The 15,171-nt window shown below is 66.0% G+C and carries 15 protein-coding genes; 4 read left to right on the forward strand and 11 right to left on the reverse strand.

The annotated features are described in order from the left end of the window. Nucleotides 1–204 (forward strand): hypothetical protein (locus tag FHS28_RS23930; RefSeq protein WP_221194207.1); only part of this gene is annotated, 204 nt, incomplete at its 5' end. Here the strand turns inward: FHS28_RS23930 and FHS28_RS22900 are convergent. Both FHS28_RS22900 and FHS28_RS22905 read right to left on the reverse strand, forming a co-directional pair. After that, the gene (locus FHS28_RS22900; protein ID WP_088454480.1) at nucleotides 201–1,181 is read right to left on the reverse strand and encodes an MBL fold metallo-hydrolase; all 981 of its coding nucleotides are present in this window, start codon (nucleotides 1,179–1,181) and stop codon (nucleotides 201–203) included. The genes FHS28_RS23930 and FHS28_RS22900 overlap by 4 nt on opposite strands. 55 nt (nucleotides 1,182–1,236) lie before the next feature. Further along, nucleotides 1,237–2,949, reverse strand: coding sequence for a long-chain-fatty-acid--CoA ligase (locus tag FHS28_RS22905; protein ID WP_246410505.1), 1,713 nt, complete (start codon nucleotides 2,947–2,949; stop codon nucleotides 1,237–1,239). Between the two features lie 271 nt (nucleotides 2,950–3,220). On the opposite strand from FHS28_RS22905, the gene FHS28_RS22910 reads away from it, so the two are divergent. Continuing rightward, nucleotides 3,221–4,204 (forward strand): esterase/lipase family protein, encoded by a 984-nt coding sequence (locus tag FHS28_RS22910; RefSeq protein ID WP_088454478.1) that lies wholly within the window; start codon nucleotides 3,221–3,223, stop codon nucleotides 4,202–4,204. Here FHS28_RS22910 and hppD read toward each other — a convergent pair. Beyond that, nucleotides 4,137–5,261: a 4-hydroxyphenylpyruvate dioxygenase gene (gene hppD, locus FHS28_RS22915; protein ID WP_088454477.1), complete on the reverse strand. Its 1,125-nt coding sequence runs from the start codon at nucleotides 5,259–5,261 to the stop codon at nucleotides 4,137–4,139. The two genes, FHS28_RS22910 and hppD, sit on opposite strands and share 68 nt — an antisense overlap. Nucleotides 5,262–5,381: 120 nt before the next feature. On the opposite strand from hppD, the gene FHS28_RS22920 reads away from it, so the two are divergent. Beyond that, a complete protein-coding gene (locus FHS28_RS22920) occupies nucleotides 5,382–5,864 on the forward strand; it encodes an Lrp/AsnC family transcriptional regulator (RefSeq protein WP_088454476.1) in 483 nt (160 codons plus the stop codon). A gap of 27 nt (nucleotides 5,865–5,891) precedes the next feature. Here the strand turns inward: FHS28_RS22920 and FHS28_RS22925 are convergent, their stop codons facing one another. From FHS28_RS22925 to fusA, 5 genes are all read right to left on the reverse strand, one after another. After that, on the reverse strand, nucleotides 5,892–6,770 hold the full coding sequence (locus tag FHS28_RS22925) for an HDOD domain-containing protein (RefSeq protein WP_246410507.1): 879 nt from the start codon (nucleotides 6,768–6,770) through the stop codon (nucleotides 5,892–5,894). Nucleotides 6,771–6,887: 117 nt separating this feature from the next. Continuing rightward, nucleotides 6,888–7,154, reverse strand: coding sequence for a hypothetical protein (locus tag FHS28_RS22930; protein WP_184295496.1), 267 nt, complete (start codon nucleotides 7,152–7,154; stop codon nucleotides 6,888–6,890). Nucleotides 7,155–7,221: 67 nt separating this feature from the next. Next, nucleotides 7,222–7,407, reverse strand: coding sequence for a hypothetical protein (locus FHS28_RS22935; protein WP_088454473.1), 186 nt, complete (start codon nucleotides 7,405–7,407; stop codon nucleotides 7,222–7,224). 531 nt (nucleotides 7,408–7,938) lie between these two features. Then, nucleotides 7,939–8,598: a hypothetical protein gene (locus FHS28_RS22940; protein WP_088454472.1), complete on the reverse strand. Its 660-nt coding sequence runs from the start codon at nucleotides 8,596–8,598 to the stop codon at nucleotides 7,939–7,941. A gap of 80 nt (nucleotides 8,599–8,678) precedes the next feature. Next, on the reverse strand, nucleotides 8,679–10,784 hold the full coding sequence (gene fusA, locus FHS28_RS22945) for an elongation factor G (RefSeq protein ID WP_088454471.1): 2,106 nt from the start codon (nucleotides 10,782–10,784) through the stop codon (nucleotides 8,679–8,681). Between the two features lie 368 nt (nucleotides 10,785–11,152). Here fusA and FHS28_RS22950 point away from each other — a divergent pair, with 368 nt between their 5' ends. Beyond that, the gene (locus FHS28_RS22950; protein ID WP_184295499.1) at nucleotides 11,153–12,349 is read left to right on the forward strand and encodes a PQQ-dependent sugar dehydrogenase; all 1,197 of its coding nucleotides are present in this window, start codon (nucleotides 11,153–11,155) and stop codon (nucleotides 12,347–12,349) included. 4 nt (nucleotides 12,350–12,353) lie between these two features. On the opposite strand, the gene FHS28_RS22955 is transcribed toward FHS28_RS22950, so the two are convergent. From FHS28_RS22955 to FHS28_RS22965, 3 genes are all read right to left on the reverse strand, one after another. Beyond that, complete coding sequence (locus FHS28_RS22955; protein ID WP_088454469.1) at nucleotides 12,354–12,863, reverse strand: GNAT family N-acetyltransferase; 510 nt, start codon at nucleotides 12,861–12,863, stop codon at nucleotides 12,354–12,356. 138 nt (nucleotides 12,864–13,001) lie between these two features. After that, nucleotides 13,002–13,652 (reverse strand): GNAT family N-acetyltransferase, encoded by a 651-nt coding sequence (locus tag FHS28_RS22960; protein WP_088454468.1) that lies wholly within the window; start codon nucleotides 13,650–13,652, stop codon nucleotides 13,002–13,004. Between the two features lie 243 nt (nucleotides 13,653–13,895). Next, nucleotides 13,896–15,080 carry a GGDEF domain-containing protein gene (locus tag FHS28_RS22965; RefSeq protein ID WP_184295503.1) on the reverse strand — a complete coding sequence of 395 codons (1,185 nt, stop codon included), beginning with the start codon at nucleotides 15,078–15,080 and terminating at the stop codon, nucleotides 13,896–13,898. Between the last annotated feature and the right edge of the window lie 91 nt (nucleotides 15,081–15,171).

Genomic DNA, 15,171 nt, shown 5'->3' on the forward strand with positions numbered 1-15,171 from the left:
CTCAGCGCCGATGATAGTGCGGATTCCCGTGTGAAAGTAGGTCATCGTCAGGCTAATAACCCTGCAAACCCCCTGAACTCCAGCAGTTCAGGGGGCTTTGCTTTTTGGGTATTCGAATTTGATCCGTCGGTGGATGACACCGACCAAAGCAAAACGCCAAGCCCAGCCCGTGCATTTGCTTCTGAAGTATTTGTATCTGATTAGCTGGCGGTCAGGACATTCACTCCCGACGCGTTCCCCTTGAGGGATAGGTGCCCCGCCCGCAACAGCGCATCCGCGAGCTGCCCCACCCATTCGGACGCGGAAAGCGCGCCTCCCGCAGCGGATCCACCGGCCACGAGCGCCCACATTCGTTGATAAACGGGCGTCTGAAGCGCCCAGTGAATCAAGGCAGTGCGATCCAGCCCGCCCACCTCCATGAGGTGAAAGACCAGCAGTGCCTTGGCCGCGTGCACCGCATGCCGAATGGGCTCACGACGAAAGTAGCGAAGTCGTTCCCTCGCCCTCGCCAGGGCGTCCGCCACATCAACAAAGGGCGAGCCGTGTCCCGGAATCACAAGGGTGGGCCGCAACCGTTCGATGAGGTCGAGACTGTCTTCCACCTCTCCAAATGCGTCCCGCCCGTTCAGTTCCGGGAACACGATCCCGAATCCGTTTTCCCACAGGGCGTCGGCGGAGATCACCGTGCGCGATCCCAGTTCAAACAGAATGATGGACGCGGGATCATGTCCCGGCGCCGCATGGATCTGCCACTGATCAAACGGCGGCGGCAGGTGGGATCCTGGCATGAGGCGCCCCGCAGGTAGGAAGCGCTCGGCCAGTTGCCCGGTGTCGGCGAAACTCAGACCGGAGTCGTCCCACGCCAACGCCGCGTCAAACTCGCCAGGTGGAATCCAGATTGGCACCTTGAACTTCGCCGAAACCGCGGCGTTCCCGCCGCAGTGATCCGAATGCAGATGGGTATTGGCGATGCCGACAAGCTCGTCCCCCGACAAAGCCGCTTCCAGCAGCGCGAGCGTCTGAGCTGCATGCGAGATGTGCCCGGTATCAACCACCATCGCCTGCTTGCGGGCCGAGGCGGACCCAAGTCCCGCGCCCTTGGCATGCAGCACCACATTGTTGGACGACAGCCAGCCTCGCTCCAACACCGTCACCCCGGGAATCCGCAAGTCGGCGGTCATGGACGATGCTCGCCACGAAGTCCACAGCCACCGGTCACCCGCACAGGCGCTGCCCTCACTGCTGCCGCAGCTCCCGCCGCAGGATCTTGCCCACATTGGTCTTGGGCAACTCATCGCGGAACTCGATGTACTTGGGCCGCTTGTAGCCGGTGAACTGGCCATGGCAGTAAGCGCTCAGATCTTCTTCAGCCAGGGCCGGGTCCTTCTTGATCACGAACAGCTTCACCGCCTCGCCCGAATGCGGGTCGGGCACCCCCACGGCGGCGCATTCCAGCACGCCTGGGTGCATGTTCACCACCTGCTCGATTTCGGTGGGGTAGACATTGAACCCGCTGACCAGAATCATGTCCTTCTTCCGGTCCACGATCCGGGTGAACCCCTGCGCATCCATGACGCCGATGTCGCCGGTCTTGAAGAACCCATCCGGCCCGATGGCCTGCGCGGTTTCTTCCGGGCGATTCCAGTAACCGGCCATCACCTGCGGACCGCGAATGCAGATCTCGCCACGCTCGCCCAGGGGCACATCGCGACCGTTGTCATCCCGGATGGCGATTTCAGTATTGGGCACCGGCAAGCCGATTGACCCGTTGAAACCATCGACGTCCAGCCGATTGATCGTCGCGACTGGAGAGGTTTCGGAGAGGCCGTACCCTTCCACCACCGCGCAGCCGGTGATGCGCTGCCATTTCTCCGCCGTCGCCTGCTGTACCGCCATGCCGCCGCCGTTGGAAATCACCAGCTCGCTGAAGTCCAGCTTGGCAAAGCTCGCATCATTGGCCAGCGCATTGAACAGGGTATTCACCGCCGGGAACATGTTGACCTTGTAGTTGCGCAAGGTCGCCACAAATCCTGGGATGTCCCGTGGATTCGGAATCAGTAGGTTCATCATGCCCAGCCGTGCGCCCAGCATGTAGCAGGCCGTCAGGGCGAAGATGTGATACAGCGGCAGCGCGCAGACGATGGTCAGGGGCTTGTTGCCGAGTTTGCCGAGCATCGGCGCAAACCAGGCTTCGCTCTGGAGGATATTGGCCACCACGTTTCGGTGGAGCAGCGTCGCCCCTTTGGACAGACCCGTGGTGCCGCCGGTGTATTGCAGAAAGGCCGGGTCATCCGCCCGCAGCGTCACAGGCTTGAGCTGCGACTGCGCGCCTTGCGACAGGGCCTGCTTGAACCGCGTGACCGTCCGCCCCTGGGTCATCGGCAGCCGGAACTCCGGCACCATCTTCTTGAGATGCCGCACCGCGAAGTTGATCAGCGGTCCTTTCCACCAGCTGAGCATGTCGCCCAGGCCGGTGAGCACCACATGCTTCACCTGCGTCCGCTCGATCACCTCTGACAGCGTCCTGGCGAAGTTCTCCAGCACGATGATGGCTTCCGCCCCGGAGTCCTTGAGCTGATGTTCCAGTTCACGCGGGGTATAGAGCGGGTTCACATTCACAACCACATAGCCGGCGCGCAGGATGGCGGCGATGGTCACCATGTACTGCAGCACGTTGGGCATCATGATGGCCACGCGTGCGCCCTTGGCCAGTCCGCGACCTTGCAGCCACGCCCCCAGCGCCTTGGAGTGTTCATCGACCTCGGCGAAGGTGATGCGCTGGTCCATGCAGACGGCCGCATCGCGGCTGGCATGAACGCGGAACGCTTCTTCCAGCAGCTCCACCAGGGACCCATACCGGTCCAGCGGAATCTGGGCGGCCACCCCGGGCGGATAGCTCGCGAGCCACGGCTGGGCGGCATGCGTGCGGGGCGGGGTTTCAGCAGTCATGGTTACAGCAGTCATGTCTCCGTCGCTCTCGTTATGGGCCCAGGGGCGCGAGGACCACGGGCCAGTGAAGTTGCCCATGCTCGCGTCAGACGAAGCGCAGGACAAAGGGGAGTTGCCCTAGCCTCCCCGTCACCTTAATGACAGGCCCGCAGCCGGGCCACAAGTCTGTCCTGATGTCACGGACGGAAAAGTCTGACCCGCGGGCCGCCACCCCCGGGCGCCTACACTGCGCTCACCTGATTTTTGAGCCACGCGCCTTGAGCGCCGAGAGATGAACGGCCACATTCACCGCTTCACGTCCCTGTTCCGCTGGGTGTTCGGCCCACTGCTGTCTGCCTGGGTGGGGGGCCGCTATGGCCTGGTCCCCGGCCTCGCCGCGCTGGCGGTGTTCCTGGCGGGGCCGGGCCTCGTGATGCTGCCCAGCTTCCTGGCTCTGCGCTTCTTCCCGCCGGCGCCGGGTCTTCCGGCTGCCCCGTGGTCGGACCTGATGGCCGCCTGGTGGCGCGAAGTCGTTGCCGTGACGCGGGTCTTCAACTGGGATCAGCCCTGGGCAGAAAACCGGTTTCCTGACTTCCTGCCGGAGCGCACCCATGCGCCGCGGGGCATCTTGCTGGTCCATGGCTACAGCTGCAACCGCGGGCTGTGGAACGCCTGGATGCCGCGCCTCCAGCGCGACGGCATTCCCTACATGGCGGTGACGCAGGAGCCGGCCTTCGGTTCCATCGACGCATACGCGCCCTGCATCGATGAGGCCATGCGCCGTCTGCACGCCCTCACGGGCTCGCCGCCGCTGATCGTGGCGCACAGCATGGGCGGCCTGAGCGCGCGCGCCTGGTGGCGCAGCGTCGGCCATGCGCCGGAGCGGATCCACCGCATCCTCACGCTCGGCACTCCCCACCGTGGCACCTTGCTCGCACGGCTCGGCAGCACCGTCAACGCCCGGCAGATGCGGGATGATTCCCCCTGGCTGCTGCAGCTGGCCGATGAGGAGCCGGACGTCCTCGGTGGACATTTCGACTGCCTCTACGGCCACTGCGACCAGGTGGTTTTCCCCTCGGAAACGGCGCTGCTCCCAGGGGCCCGGGTGTTGCATCTGCCGGCCCGGGGCCACCTTCAACTGGTGTTCGAACCGCAGGCCTATGACCGCGCGATCAGCCTGATCCACGCGGCCCCGATCGACGCAGGTGTCAAGCCTCGGCCTTCAGCACCCCGCGTCGAATCTGATCCAGCTCGATACTCTCAAACAACGCCTTGAAGTTGCCTTCACCGAAGCCTTCATTCCCCTTGCGCTGAATCAGCTCGAAGAAGATCGGGCCGATGACTTCCTTGGTGAAGATCTGCAGCAGCAACTCATGCGGCGCGCCCTGGTGGGCCGCACCGTCAATCAGGATCCGCAGCCGGCGCAATTCATCCACCGGCTCCTGATGCTCCGGCAGGCGCTTGCTGACCAGGTCGTAATAGGTGTCGATGGTGTCCTGGAACTGCACGCCGGTGGAGATCATCCCCTCCACCGTCGCGTAGATGTTGTCGGTGCCCAGGGCCACGTGCTGAATCCCTTCCCCGTGATAGAGGTCGAGGTATTCGGCGATCTGGCTCTTGTCGTCGCTGCTCTCGTTGATGGGAATGCGGATCTTGCCGCAGGGGCTGGTCATGGCCTTGGACTTCAGACCGGTCAGCTTGCCTTCGATGTCGAAGTAGCGGACTTCACGGAAGTTGAACAGGCGCTCGTAGAACTCCGCCCATTCCTTCATCCGGCCGCGGAAGACGTTGTGGGTCAGGTGATCGATGTAGGTCAGGCCGTGGCCCTTGGGTCGAGATTCGACGGGTTTGCCTTGCGCATCCAGCAGCGGCACGAAATCCACGTCATAGATGCTGATGTTGCCGATCTCGCCCGGAGCAGCGCCGTTCTTCCCTTGCCACCGGTCCACGAAGTAGATCAGCGAATCGCCGATACCCTTGATGGCGGGGATATTCAGCTCCATCGGGCCGGCCTTGTTGTCAAAGCCCCAGGCGCCGAGTTCCAGCGCACGGCGATAGGCAAAGGCCGCATCGTTCACGCGGAAGGCGATGGCGCAGATGGACGGACCATGCAGACGGGCAAACCGCTGTGCAAAGGCGTCGGTTTCGGCGTTGACGATGAAGTTCACGTCCCCTTGCCGATACAGCGTCACATTCTTGTGGCGATGGCGGGCGACGGCCACAAATCCCATCGAGGTGAACAGCGCGCCGAGCGCGGCCGGATCGGGAGCGGCGAATTCGATGAATTCAAAGCCGTCGGTGCCCATCGGGTTGTCCCAAGGGGTGAATGCCATGCGTGTCTCCAGATTTGTCAAAAATCAATGCGTGAGACTGTAGGCGTCGGCCCTCGCAGTTTTCATGCGATCTGATGCCATTCCGCTGCATCGGCGCAGGAATCCTGCAAGAATTCGGAAATGGACAAGCAGATCGAGCTTGATGCGATCGACCGACGCATCCTCCACGCCCTCCAGGCGGATGGCCGCATGACTTACGACGCGCTCGCGGCCGAGGCCAACCTGTCGGCGTCGGCGGTGCTGCGCCGCGTCCGGCGGCTGGAGGAACTGGGCGTCATCCAAGGCTATGTGGCCCTGTTGAATCCGGAGCGGGTAGGGCTGGGCCTGACGGCCTACATCAATGTCCGCCTGGAAAAGCACACCGAGACCCACAAGCGCAATCCGATGGATCTGTTCCGGGCGGCGGTCCAGAGCTGGCCGGAGGTGGTGGAGTGCTCCGCCCTCACGGGGGACATGGACTACCTGCTTCGAGTGCTGGTGGAAGACATGTCCCACTACGCCCGGTTCATCACCGAGACGCTGCTCAAGCATCCCAGCGTGCAGGACTGCAAGACCAGCTTTGTGCTGGACCGCTTGAAGAACACCACGGCGCTGCCTGTGTAAGGGCGGCCGACCCATGCAATGCCGGCCTCAGCCGGGTGTGCCATCCAGCTCGTGCAGCAGCTTGAGCGTATGCGACGGCGACAACGTCAACAGCTCGCCGATTTCGGCCAGATCATCCGGAATGGCGGGGTTCTCCCAACTGACCGAACTGTGCCGCGCCAGGCGAACGGCCAGCATCACGCATCGCACCTGCGGATCGCGGGCTTTCTTGTCGTTGGTGATGTGCGCCAGAAGCTCGGGCAGGTGCCAGGCCTTCATCAGCGCCTGTTCCAGATCCCCCAGCTCGATGTTCAGCACCTGCTTCTGCGCCGCGGTGCTGCGTAATCCGGGCTGGGCCGCCTGCAGGCGCTGAATCTCCAGCGCCAGGGTCGGCGCCTCGCACCAGAGCAGCATCTCGGAGAAATCGTGCAGCAGAGCGGCGCTGTGGATCACTTCCGCATCCGGGTCGGCGCGGTGAGCCGCAAAGCCGAGGGCAAAGCGTGCCGCCCGCTCCGCCCGTAGCAGCACGCGCTGCAATCCAGCCAATGCGTCCGGCCGACCGGCGAGCCGCTCCTCCACCGTCGGTTGAGGGCCGAAGGCCTTGAAGAAGGGCGTGATGCCCAGGAGCACCAGCGCGGCCGTGACCGTTTCTGCGTCGGTCAGCAGCCGGCTGGAGCGCTGCGACGCCGCATGCGCCAGCAGCTTCAGGGTCATGAGCGGATCCTTGTTCAGGATCTCGCCCAGCAGGTGGGCGTCTGCTGCGTCCTCATTGGATCGCCACAGTTCCAGCTGCTCGCTGGTACTCGCCAGGACTGGAATAGTCATATGGCGAAGGTGGGCGGTCCACGCGGACAGGTCGCGAAGCGGCTGCTCCAGCATGGGCTGGGCCGGGGGTACCGGCACAGGAAGAGGAAGCAGGTCGCTCATGGTCGGGCAGGGCCTTGGGGGCAGTGATGCACGGAGTGCTTGGATCGTATATCGGCTCCGCATCCGCCAGCTTGATGCCCACAAGCACGGCGATGAGGGCGATCCACACGGGCGCCATCACAGACGCCGGACGCCCGCGAGGGTGCCGACCAGTTGACCGTTGACATACAGCCCGCCGTGATCCGACGAACCACCTCCCAGCGGACCGAACTCCAGATGAAGATCGGTGCCGGCCTCGGACCGTGCGGCGGTGGGTGCCAGCAGCCAGGCCCAGCGGATCAGCCGACCGCCCAGACGGAGCAGACGGCTCGAGATCCATTCCCGCCAACCGCGGGGTTCGGCCAGGCGGCTGTGGGCGCTGGCCATGCAAATGATCGAAGACATGAGAATTCTCCCTGGGTCGCCTCCCTGACGCCCCGGGATCGATCTCGGGGCGCGGAAGGTCAGCCTTTCATGGACTGAGTTCGTGCAGATGCCGCAGCTCGCGCTGCAACGACTGATGGGCTTGTTGACGCTTGCCGCCGGCGCTGGGGCCATGTCGGCCGGCAGATCGCTTGAGGCAGGGCGCCACATGCGGATTGCGTGGCTTGCGCGTGGTCAGCGTTTGCTGGGCACGTGGGGCAGTGAACTTGGCCATGAGTAGCCTCCTGGTGTTGACAGCTGAAAGAGGGAATAGGGCGGTGTTGGGCTCTTGTTGAGCCGGCTCGCCTCGTAACTTGCGCAAATGATAAACACTCGATTATCAAGCGCAAGTGCTTTTTATCTGGTGTTGTCACTCGCCGACGGGACGCGACGGCAATGCCCGACGGCAATGCCCGACGGCAATGCCCGACGGCAATGCCCCGGCGGCAATGCCCCGGCGGCAATGTCCGGCGGCCAGGTGCATCGGCTACTTGCATCGGCCGCACACATCGGGCGTGCACGTCGTCGAAGTGGCTCAGCGTCAGCCGTCGTCGGGACTTCCGCCCGGGGCAAGAGATGTCATGCCTTGACAGGGGAGCATCACGGCCGTCTCTGGCAGGCCTGTGCCGTGTCTGGCAGGCCTATGCCGTGTCGGGCAGGCTTATGCAGTTCCGGGCAGGCCCCTGCGCTGCCGCATGGCTGAAGCGCCCAATCCCTGAGCGACCTCAGCCCGTCGCGCTTGACCTTTCGCGATCAGCCCGCGCGCTCAGCGCTTCTTCGGCTTGAGCGGGGCGACGCTCTGCTGCAGCTTGCGCCACGCGTCGGCTTCGGAGACGCCCGATGGACTGGCGGTGACCACCGGCTTGCCGGCGGCGGCCGCTGCGGCAGCCCGCGTGGAGGCGCTCGTCGATACCGGTGCCGGCGCGGGGGCCGCAGCGGCGACCGGCGTCAACACTTCTCCCAGCAGATCCAGCAATCGGGTGCGCGCCCGCTGGGGATGCCGGCGATAGTAGGTGAGCACCAGCCCGACGATGAAACGTTCGTCATCGTCCTGCGGAAGGCCGGGCGGAGGCTCCGCCGCTGCCATGCCAAGAGCGCCCGGCGCCGCGCCGGAAGGACCGTGAGCCCCTGCCCCTGCTGCACCTGCAGACGCCGCACTCAGACCATGCTCCTGGTCCATCCACCCCATCGGCTTATGGCACAACTGCTCGAACTGCCGCGCCAGCCGCTCTCCAATCTGACGGGAGCGGCTCTTGATCTGGCTCCAGTAACTGGGCTGGATCTGCAAGCGCTCCGCAAAGCGCCGCTCCAGACCGCGCAGGGCGGCGGCATCGGGGTGCTTGAGGGTGGCGGCAACGAACTCTTCGAACAGGCGCATCGCGTTGTCCAAACGGATCTGCGCGACGTCGCGGGGGGCGGAACACATGCCGCAATGATAAAGCTTCGTTCACCTGCCCCTTGGCAGGTCCCGTCAACAGCCGCACGTTTGTTGAGGCTTCCCCGGTCCTACTCGTCGTCCTGCACCCGGTGTTGCGAGATGAGCTGCGCCTGGACTGACGGCGGCACCGCCTCATGATGCGAGAACGCCAGCGTGTAGCGCCCCTGGCCGCTGGTCAGCGCATTGAGCCGATTCTGATAGGCGGACAGCTCGGCCAGCGGCGCGGAGCCCAGCACCACGATCTGACCCGTGACCGGGTTGCGGGTGCCGCTGACCTGCCCGCGGCGGGCGGCCAGGTCGCCGGTGATGTCGCCGGTGGCCGATTCCGGCGCGGTGATTTCCACCGTCACGATCGGCTCCAGCACCAGCGGACGGGCCTCCTTCACCGCTGCCATCAGGGCCTTGCGGGCTGCGGTGATGAAAGCCACCTCTTTCGAATCGACCGTGTGGTGCTTGCCGTCGAGCACCGTCACCCGCAGGTCCTGCAACGGATAGCCCGCGACCACACCGCGGGCCAGCGCCTGCCGCACGCCTTTTTCAACGGCGGGCATGAATGCGCCGGGGATGGCGCCGCCCTTGACCTCATCGCGGAACTCGAAGCCGGCGCCCCGGGCCAGCGGCTCCACCCGCAGCCAGACCTCACCGAACTGCCCGGCACCGCCGGTCTGTTTCTTGTGCCGATGGTGCCCCTCCGCGGCAGCCGCGATCGTCTCCCGGTACGCCACGCGGGGCGGCTGCGCCACCACCTCCACCTTGTACGGGTCCTTCAGCCGCTCCAGCAGGCAGCGCAGATGCAGGTCGCCCAGCCCGTAGACCAGCGTCTCGCCCCCCTGCGCATTGCCTCCGCCAGCACCCCCTTCCGCCTCTCCGGCGCGCTCCAGCCGCAGACAGGGGTCTTCTTCCACCAGCCGCGCCAGTACGTCCCACAGGCGCTGCTCGTCGCCATGCCGGGTCGGCCGCAGGCTGAGGCCGTGCACGGCCACGGGCAGCTCGACCGGGCTCAGGTGCAGATGCTCGTCCTCGGGCGCATCGTGCAGCACCGCATCGAAGTGCAGATCGTCCAGCTTGGCCAGGGCGCACAGCTCGCCGGGCAGTGCCTGGTCGATGTCCACATGCTGTCGCCCCTGCAGCCGCAGCAGGTGGGCCAGCCGCACCGGCTTGCGGGCATGGCCGACGAATACCTGCGCATTGCGCCGCAGCGTGCCCTGATGCACCCGCACCATCGCCAGCTTGCCGAGGTAGGGATCGGACAAGATCTTGAACACATGCGCCACCACGTGCCGCTCCGGATCCATCGCCACCTGCAGCGGCTGCGCTTCTTCGCCTTCGCCTTGCAGGAACTGTGGCGGGTTGGCCTCGGTGGGATTGGGCAGCAGCTTTTCGATCACCCCCAGCAGCTCCGCCACGCCCGCACCCGTGCGCGCCGACACAAAACACACGGGGATCAGATGCCCCTCCCGCAGGGCCTGCTCCAGTGGCGTATGCAGCTCGGTGGCGGGCACATCGCCGTCATTGAGGTAGCGATCCACAAAGGCGGGATCGACTTCGACCACTTGTTCCACCAGCGCGCGATGCGCGTCTGCCACTGAACCGAAGTCGGTTTCTCCCTCGGTGCCAAAGAAGCAGTCCTGCACCCCGGTTCCGGCCTGCGCAGGCAGATTCATTGGCAGGCACTCCCGACCGAAGGTCTGCTGCACCTGAGACAGCAGCGACGCCAGGTCCACCCCGGGCACATCGATCTTGTTGATGATCAGCATCCGGGTGAGCCCGCGACGGGCGGCGGCTTCCATCAAGCGCAGCGCCATCAGCTCGATGCCGGTCTGGGCGTTGATCACGACGGCCACGGTTTCCACCGCTTCCAGCGCCGGCAGCGCCTGGCCGATGAAATCGGGCGACCCGGGGGTGTCCAGCATCTGCAGGTGCAGGCCGTCGTGATGGGCATGCAGCATCGACGTCTGCAGCGAATGCTGCATGCGACGCTCCTGCGGATCGTCGTCGCTGACGGTGCTGCCCTTCTCGACCGAGCCGGCGGTCTTGATGGCGCCCGTCTTGAGCAGCAATGCTTCGGCCAGCGTGGTCTTGCCGGCGCCGGCAGGGCCGGTCAGCGCCAGCGTGCGGATGGACGCAATGGCATCCACCGGCCCCGTGGGGGTCGGGGCAAGGGATTGGGACATGGCTCGCTCCTCTCGCTGAGGGTGGGAATCTGTCGGAGCCTGAATCCTGATTGCGGTCAGGGTAGAGGATGCGGCGCGTCGGCACAAGGGCCTCGGCGGGCGGACCGGTGGGGCAGGCCGCCGCTGACCTCCAGGAATTCCCGCTGTTGCGGGCAGGGCCGGGCGTTGTCGGCACGGCACGATCTGCCGGCGCGCGGCATAGACTGCGCGTGTGAACCCTCAAGATTTCAGGAGCAGTGACAGTGATGGTGATGCGGCCCGCGAAGCGTTCTCAGCGCAGTGATGGACAGGCTGGTGCACAGCCCCTGGAGCCAACGCTGATGCAGGCAGCGACACAGGCAACGACGCCGGCAACGATGCGGGCAAGGATGCAGACACACACGCCTGCCGCGCGCCGGCAGATGCTGGGACTGCTGCTGTCCGGCCTGGTGCTGGCCACCGCCGCCGGCCTGATGGCGCGCCCGGTGCAGGCCGCGGCCCCGCTGATGCAGGACAACAGCGCCGGCAAGCCCGAGGCAGACATCCCGCTGCAGACCTTGTCCACGGGCCTGGACCGTCCGTGGGGCATGGCGCAGCTGCCCAATGGCGATCTGCTGGTGACGCAAAAGGGCGGCGCTCTGCTGCGGCTGTCCGCGACCGGCAAGACGCTGGCGACGATCACCGGTGTGCCTGCGGTGGCCGACCGCGGCCAGGGCGGGCTGCTGGGCATCGCCATCGACCCGGACTTCAGCGCAGGCAGCCCGTGGGTCTACCTGTCGTACTCCGAGCCGGGCACCGGCAAGGAAGCCGGCCTGGCCGGCACCTCGGTGGCGCGCGGCAAGCTGGTCGGGCAGGCACTGGTCGATGTGCAGGTGATCTTCAGCCAGCAACCCAAGGTGGAGGGCGGGGGCCATTTCGGCTCGCGTCTCGTCTTTGGCCGGGACAAGACGCTGTTCATCACCACGGGCGAGCGCATGAAGGGCGAGCCTTCGCAAGACCTGATGCAGACGCTGGGCAAGATCGTCCGCATTCAGCGGGATGGCAGCATTCCGGCCGGGAACCCGGACTTTGGCAAGCCCTCCCGGCCAGGGGTGTGGAGCTATGGACATCGCAATGTCCAGGGCGCTGCCTTGCATCCTGCGACCGGAGAGTTGTGGATCAGCGAACATGGTCCGCAGGGCGGTGACGAGATCAACATTGCCCGTGCCGGGAAGAACTACGGCTGGCCGGTGAAGAGCTACGGCTGTCCCTATGGTTCGCCGGTAGGCGAGGCGTGCCGCATCGGCGGGGGGGGGCAGGCACCGGCCTTCGAGGAACCGCTGACCACCTGGGTGCCGCTCTCCATCGCGCCTTCGGGGCTGACCTTCTACACCGGCACCATGTTCCCGGCCTGGCGCGGCAACCTGTTCTCGGGGGCGCTCGGCGGTCAGGCCCTGTGGCGCCTGACGCTGGATGGGGACAAGGTGGTGGCGCGCGAGAAGCTGTACGGCAGCCTGGGCGAGCGGATCCGCGACGTGATCCAGGCGCAGGACGGGGCGCTTTTGCTGCTCACTGATAGCGGGAAGCTGATGCGCCTGGCGCGCTGAGTCGTCAGGGCAGCAGCTTCCAGTAGAGCGCTGTTGCGCGCAGCGTGCCGTCGGGATTCGCCGCGAATTGGGGAATCTCGCCGGTGCGCTGCCAGCCCCCGGACTGGTAGAAGGTCTCGGCGGGAGACTGCGCTTCCGTATCCAGCACCAGCAGGGTGAGCCCGGCCTCCCGCGCGGCGGCTTCCACGGCGGCCATCAACTGGACGGCCACACCGCGACGACGGGCGTCCGGGTGGACCATGAGCTTCTGCACTTCACCGCGATGGCGTCCATTGGGTTTGCCGCAGAGCGACAGCTGCACGGTGCCCAGCAGCTCGGGTCCTTCATGCAGCAGCCAGAGCCGATGCTTCGGGCCGAGCTGGTCGAAGACCTGCTCCCAGTAGTCGCGCATCTGCGGCTCATCGACGTCGGCCAGAAAGCCCAGGGACGCACCGCCGTCCACCACCTGGAAGAACAGCTCACCGAGGGCCGGGATCCAGTCGCGGTCTTGGGGGCTCAGGGACAGCAAGGGCATGGGCGTGTGCAGCGGGCGGAGCGGTTGAGACCGGGGTTGCAATGGCAGCAGCGAGCGGATGGCGATGGCCAATGCCGTCGCGGTTGCCGTCGCGGTTGCCGTCGCGGTTGCGGTGCTGGCGATTGGGGTGGGATGCGGTCAGACCAGATGCGGCAGGCGCTTGTAGTAGATGGCGACATTCTGCAGCTGACCTTCGGCGCCGTGGCAGTGATCGGGGATCTGACCGGCGCGTTGCCAGCCGAGATGGGCGAAGACGGCTTCGGCCTGCGAGTCGGCGCAGGTTTCGAGTTGCAGGAGATAACGGCCCTGGGTGGCGGCGGTGCATTCCACCCGGCTCATCAGATGGCTGGCGACGCCCCGGCCGCGTTCCTGGGTATGCACCATCAACCGCTGGACTTCCCCACGGTGGTGCGCATTGGCGAGCGGGCACAGGGACAGCTGCACGGCGCCGAGCAGGCGTCCGGGTGCTTCGGACTCACAGGCGATCCAGAGGCTGTGGTGTTGACCCAGCCGGGCGAAGACGCCGTGCCAATAGTCGAGAGCGGCGTAGCGGGACAGCGGGGCGAGGAATCCGAGCGTGGCGCCCTGGTGGACGTTGTCGATCAGCAGGTGGGTGAGGGCAGGGAGCCACTGCAGGTCTCTGGAGCTCAACTGCACGATCTGAATAGGGGCTCGCTGCTCGGCTGGCGCCGGCAGGGCGTCGCTGACTTTGGCGCTGGCGCTCGCATGGGCGCTGCGGGCGGCGCGGACGGATGCGGAAGCGGAGACGGGACTCAGGGCAGCAAACATGAACGGGCAACTCCAGGTCGGAACGACTTGTCCGTCTTGTGGACGGGACCTGGAAAACCCTGACGCAAGGTGTGTGCCAGCGCACGGTCGCTCGGGCCTTGGCTCACTTGCTGTGGGCGGTAATCGCGCGGTCGCTTGTGACGCGATCAGCGAGCGACTGCGAAAGCCAGGCCTCCCCGACCCTCAACGAGGCACACGAAACATCGTCTGGCGCTTCAATCCACCGCGTGGACGTCTGGTGACTCACAAGATCTTGAGTTCGGCCTCGAGTCCGGGTTCGGCGCAGAGGCGACCACGGCCTTGATGCTTGGCGGCATAAAGGGCCGTCTCGGTGCGCTGGAGCAAATCGTCCAGATTGCGGTCGCCCGACCGCAGCTTGCCCCAGCCGGCCGAAAAATCCAGCGGCATGCCGAGGGTCCCGGGCGCCGATTCCAGAAGTGCCTGACGAAGCCGCCGATCCAGCGCGGGCGGTCCCACCAGATCCGAGCGGGCCATCAAGACCGCAAAGCGCTGGCCGTCGATCCGGGCCACCAGATCGCCCAGCCGTTTCTGTTCGTCCAGGCTGCGCGCGAAGAGCTGAATGGCGGCGTCGCCCTTGTCCTCGCCCAGCGTCTGGTTGATGGCTTTCAGGCCGTCCAGATCCATCACCAGCAGCATCAGCGGCTCGTTATAGCGGCGGGCCATCGAGATCATGTCGACTGACCGCTGCTGGAAGGCCCGGCGATTCGCCAGCCCGGTGGCGCTGTCCACCTGACTCAGCCGACGCAGTTCGCCTTCGCTCTGCTCGCGCCAGGCCACCAGCACCGCCATGCCGACGGTCAGCACGCAGACATTGGCGGTGACGGCAAACAGCACATTCAGCGGATGCGGCGCATCGAAGCGGGGCAGTCCCTCCGCCCCGATGCCGGCCAGCCAGGCCCGTGCCAGGTTCAGCAGCGCGGCGACGCCCAGGCTCACCGCCAGCAGCAGCCGCCATCGCAGGTGCCCGGTCGAGCCGCGTTTCACCACCGGCTTGACCGGCAGCATCACGCTGACCGCGAGCCCCAGCATCTGCAGTCCCAGACAGCCGTTGGACCATGCCAGCCGAAAGTCCTGATGGCCCCAGCCGATGCCATAGCCCGCCATCACGATGGCCGGCATGGCCCATTGCAGCCAGCGTCCCAGCCGGTCGGGCAGCCATTGACGGGTGGCCATCCACAGCAGGCTCAGGCTCAGGCTGAGCAGACCGAGCGCCGCGGTGGCCACCAGCGGGTGGCCTTCCTCGGGCAAGAGCAGCAGCGCCCATCCGCCGGCCTGCGCGGCGGCGGCCCACTGCGCAAAGCGGGCGCCGGGGCTGTTGCGCCATCCCAGTTGCAAGGGCAGCAGCACGGCCAGCGCCAGGGACAGGATCAACAGCAGGCTGAAGAGCGTCGGAACGTCGAAGCGCATCACAAAGGAGCCGGAGCGGGACCGGCCAGGATGGAGCTGCCCCATTGTGGCCCCAGCTGGGGCCCGGTGTTGCCTGCGTCAGCGCGGCGGC

It is taken from the genome of Roseateles terrae (assembly GCF_014192155.1).
Classification (GTDB): Bacteria; Pseudomonadota; Gammaproteobacteria; order Burkholderiales; family Burkholderiaceae_C; genus Roseateles; species Roseateles terrae.

Excerpts from the sequence above, each read along its gene's own strand:
- FHS28_RS22900 (WP_088454480.1), bottom strand. The coding sequence starts at position 1,181 with ATGACCGCCGACTTGCGGATTCCCGGGGTGACGGTGTTGGAGCGAGGC.
- FHS28_RS22905 (WP_246410505.1), bottom strand. The coding sequence starts at position 2,949 with ATGACTGCTGAAACCCCGCCCCGCACGCATGCCGCCCAGCCGTGGCTC.
- FHS28_RS22910 (WP_088454478.1), top strand. The coding sequence starts at position 3,221 with ATGAACGGCCACATTCACCGCTTCACGTCCCTGTTCCGCTGGGTGTTC.
- hppD (WP_088454477.1), bottom strand. The coding sequence starts at position 5,261 with ATGGCATTCACCCCTTGGGACAACCCGATGGGCACCGACGGCTTTGAA.
- FHS28_RS22920 (WP_088454476.1), top strand. The coding sequence starts at position 5,382 with ATGGACAAGCAGATCGAGCTTGATGCGATCGACCGACGCATCCTCCAC.
- FHS28_RS22925 (WP_246410507.1), bottom strand. The coding sequence starts at position 6,770 with ATGAGCGACCTGCTTCCTCTTCCTGTGCCGGTACCCCCGGCCCAGCCC.
- FHS28_RS22930 (WP_184295496.1), bottom strand. The coding sequence starts at position 7,154 with ATGTCTTCGATCATTTGCATGGCCAGCGCCCACAGCCGCCTGGCCGAA.
- FHS28_RS22935 (WP_088454473.1), bottom strand. The coding sequence starts at position 7,407 with ATGGCCAAGTTCACTGCCCCACGTGCCCAGCAAACGCTGACCACGCGC.
- FHS28_RS22940 (WP_088454472.1), bottom strand. The coding sequence starts at position 8,598 with ATGTGTTCCGCCCCCCGCGACGTCGCGCAGATCCGTTTGGACAACGCG.
- fusA (WP_088454471.1), bottom strand. The coding sequence starts at position 10,784 with ATGTCCCAATCCCTTGCCCCGACCCCCACGGGGCCGGTGGATGCCATT.
- FHS28_RS22950 (WP_184295499.1), top strand. The coding sequence starts at position 11,153 with ATGCAGACACACACGCCTGCCGCGCGCCGGCAGATGCTGGGACTGCTG.
- FHS28_RS22955 (WP_088454469.1), bottom strand. The coding sequence starts at position 12,863 with ATGCCCTTGCTGTCCCTGAGCCCCCAAGACCGCGACTGGATCCCGGCC.
- FHS28_RS22960 (WP_088454468.1), bottom strand. The coding sequence starts at position 13,652 with ATGTTTGCTGCCCTGAGTCCCGTCTCCGCTTCCGCATCCGTCCGCGCC.
- FHS28_RS22965 (WP_184295503.1), bottom strand. The coding sequence starts at position 15,080 with ATGCGCTTCGACGTTCCGACGCTCTTCAGCCTGCTGTTGATCCTGTCC.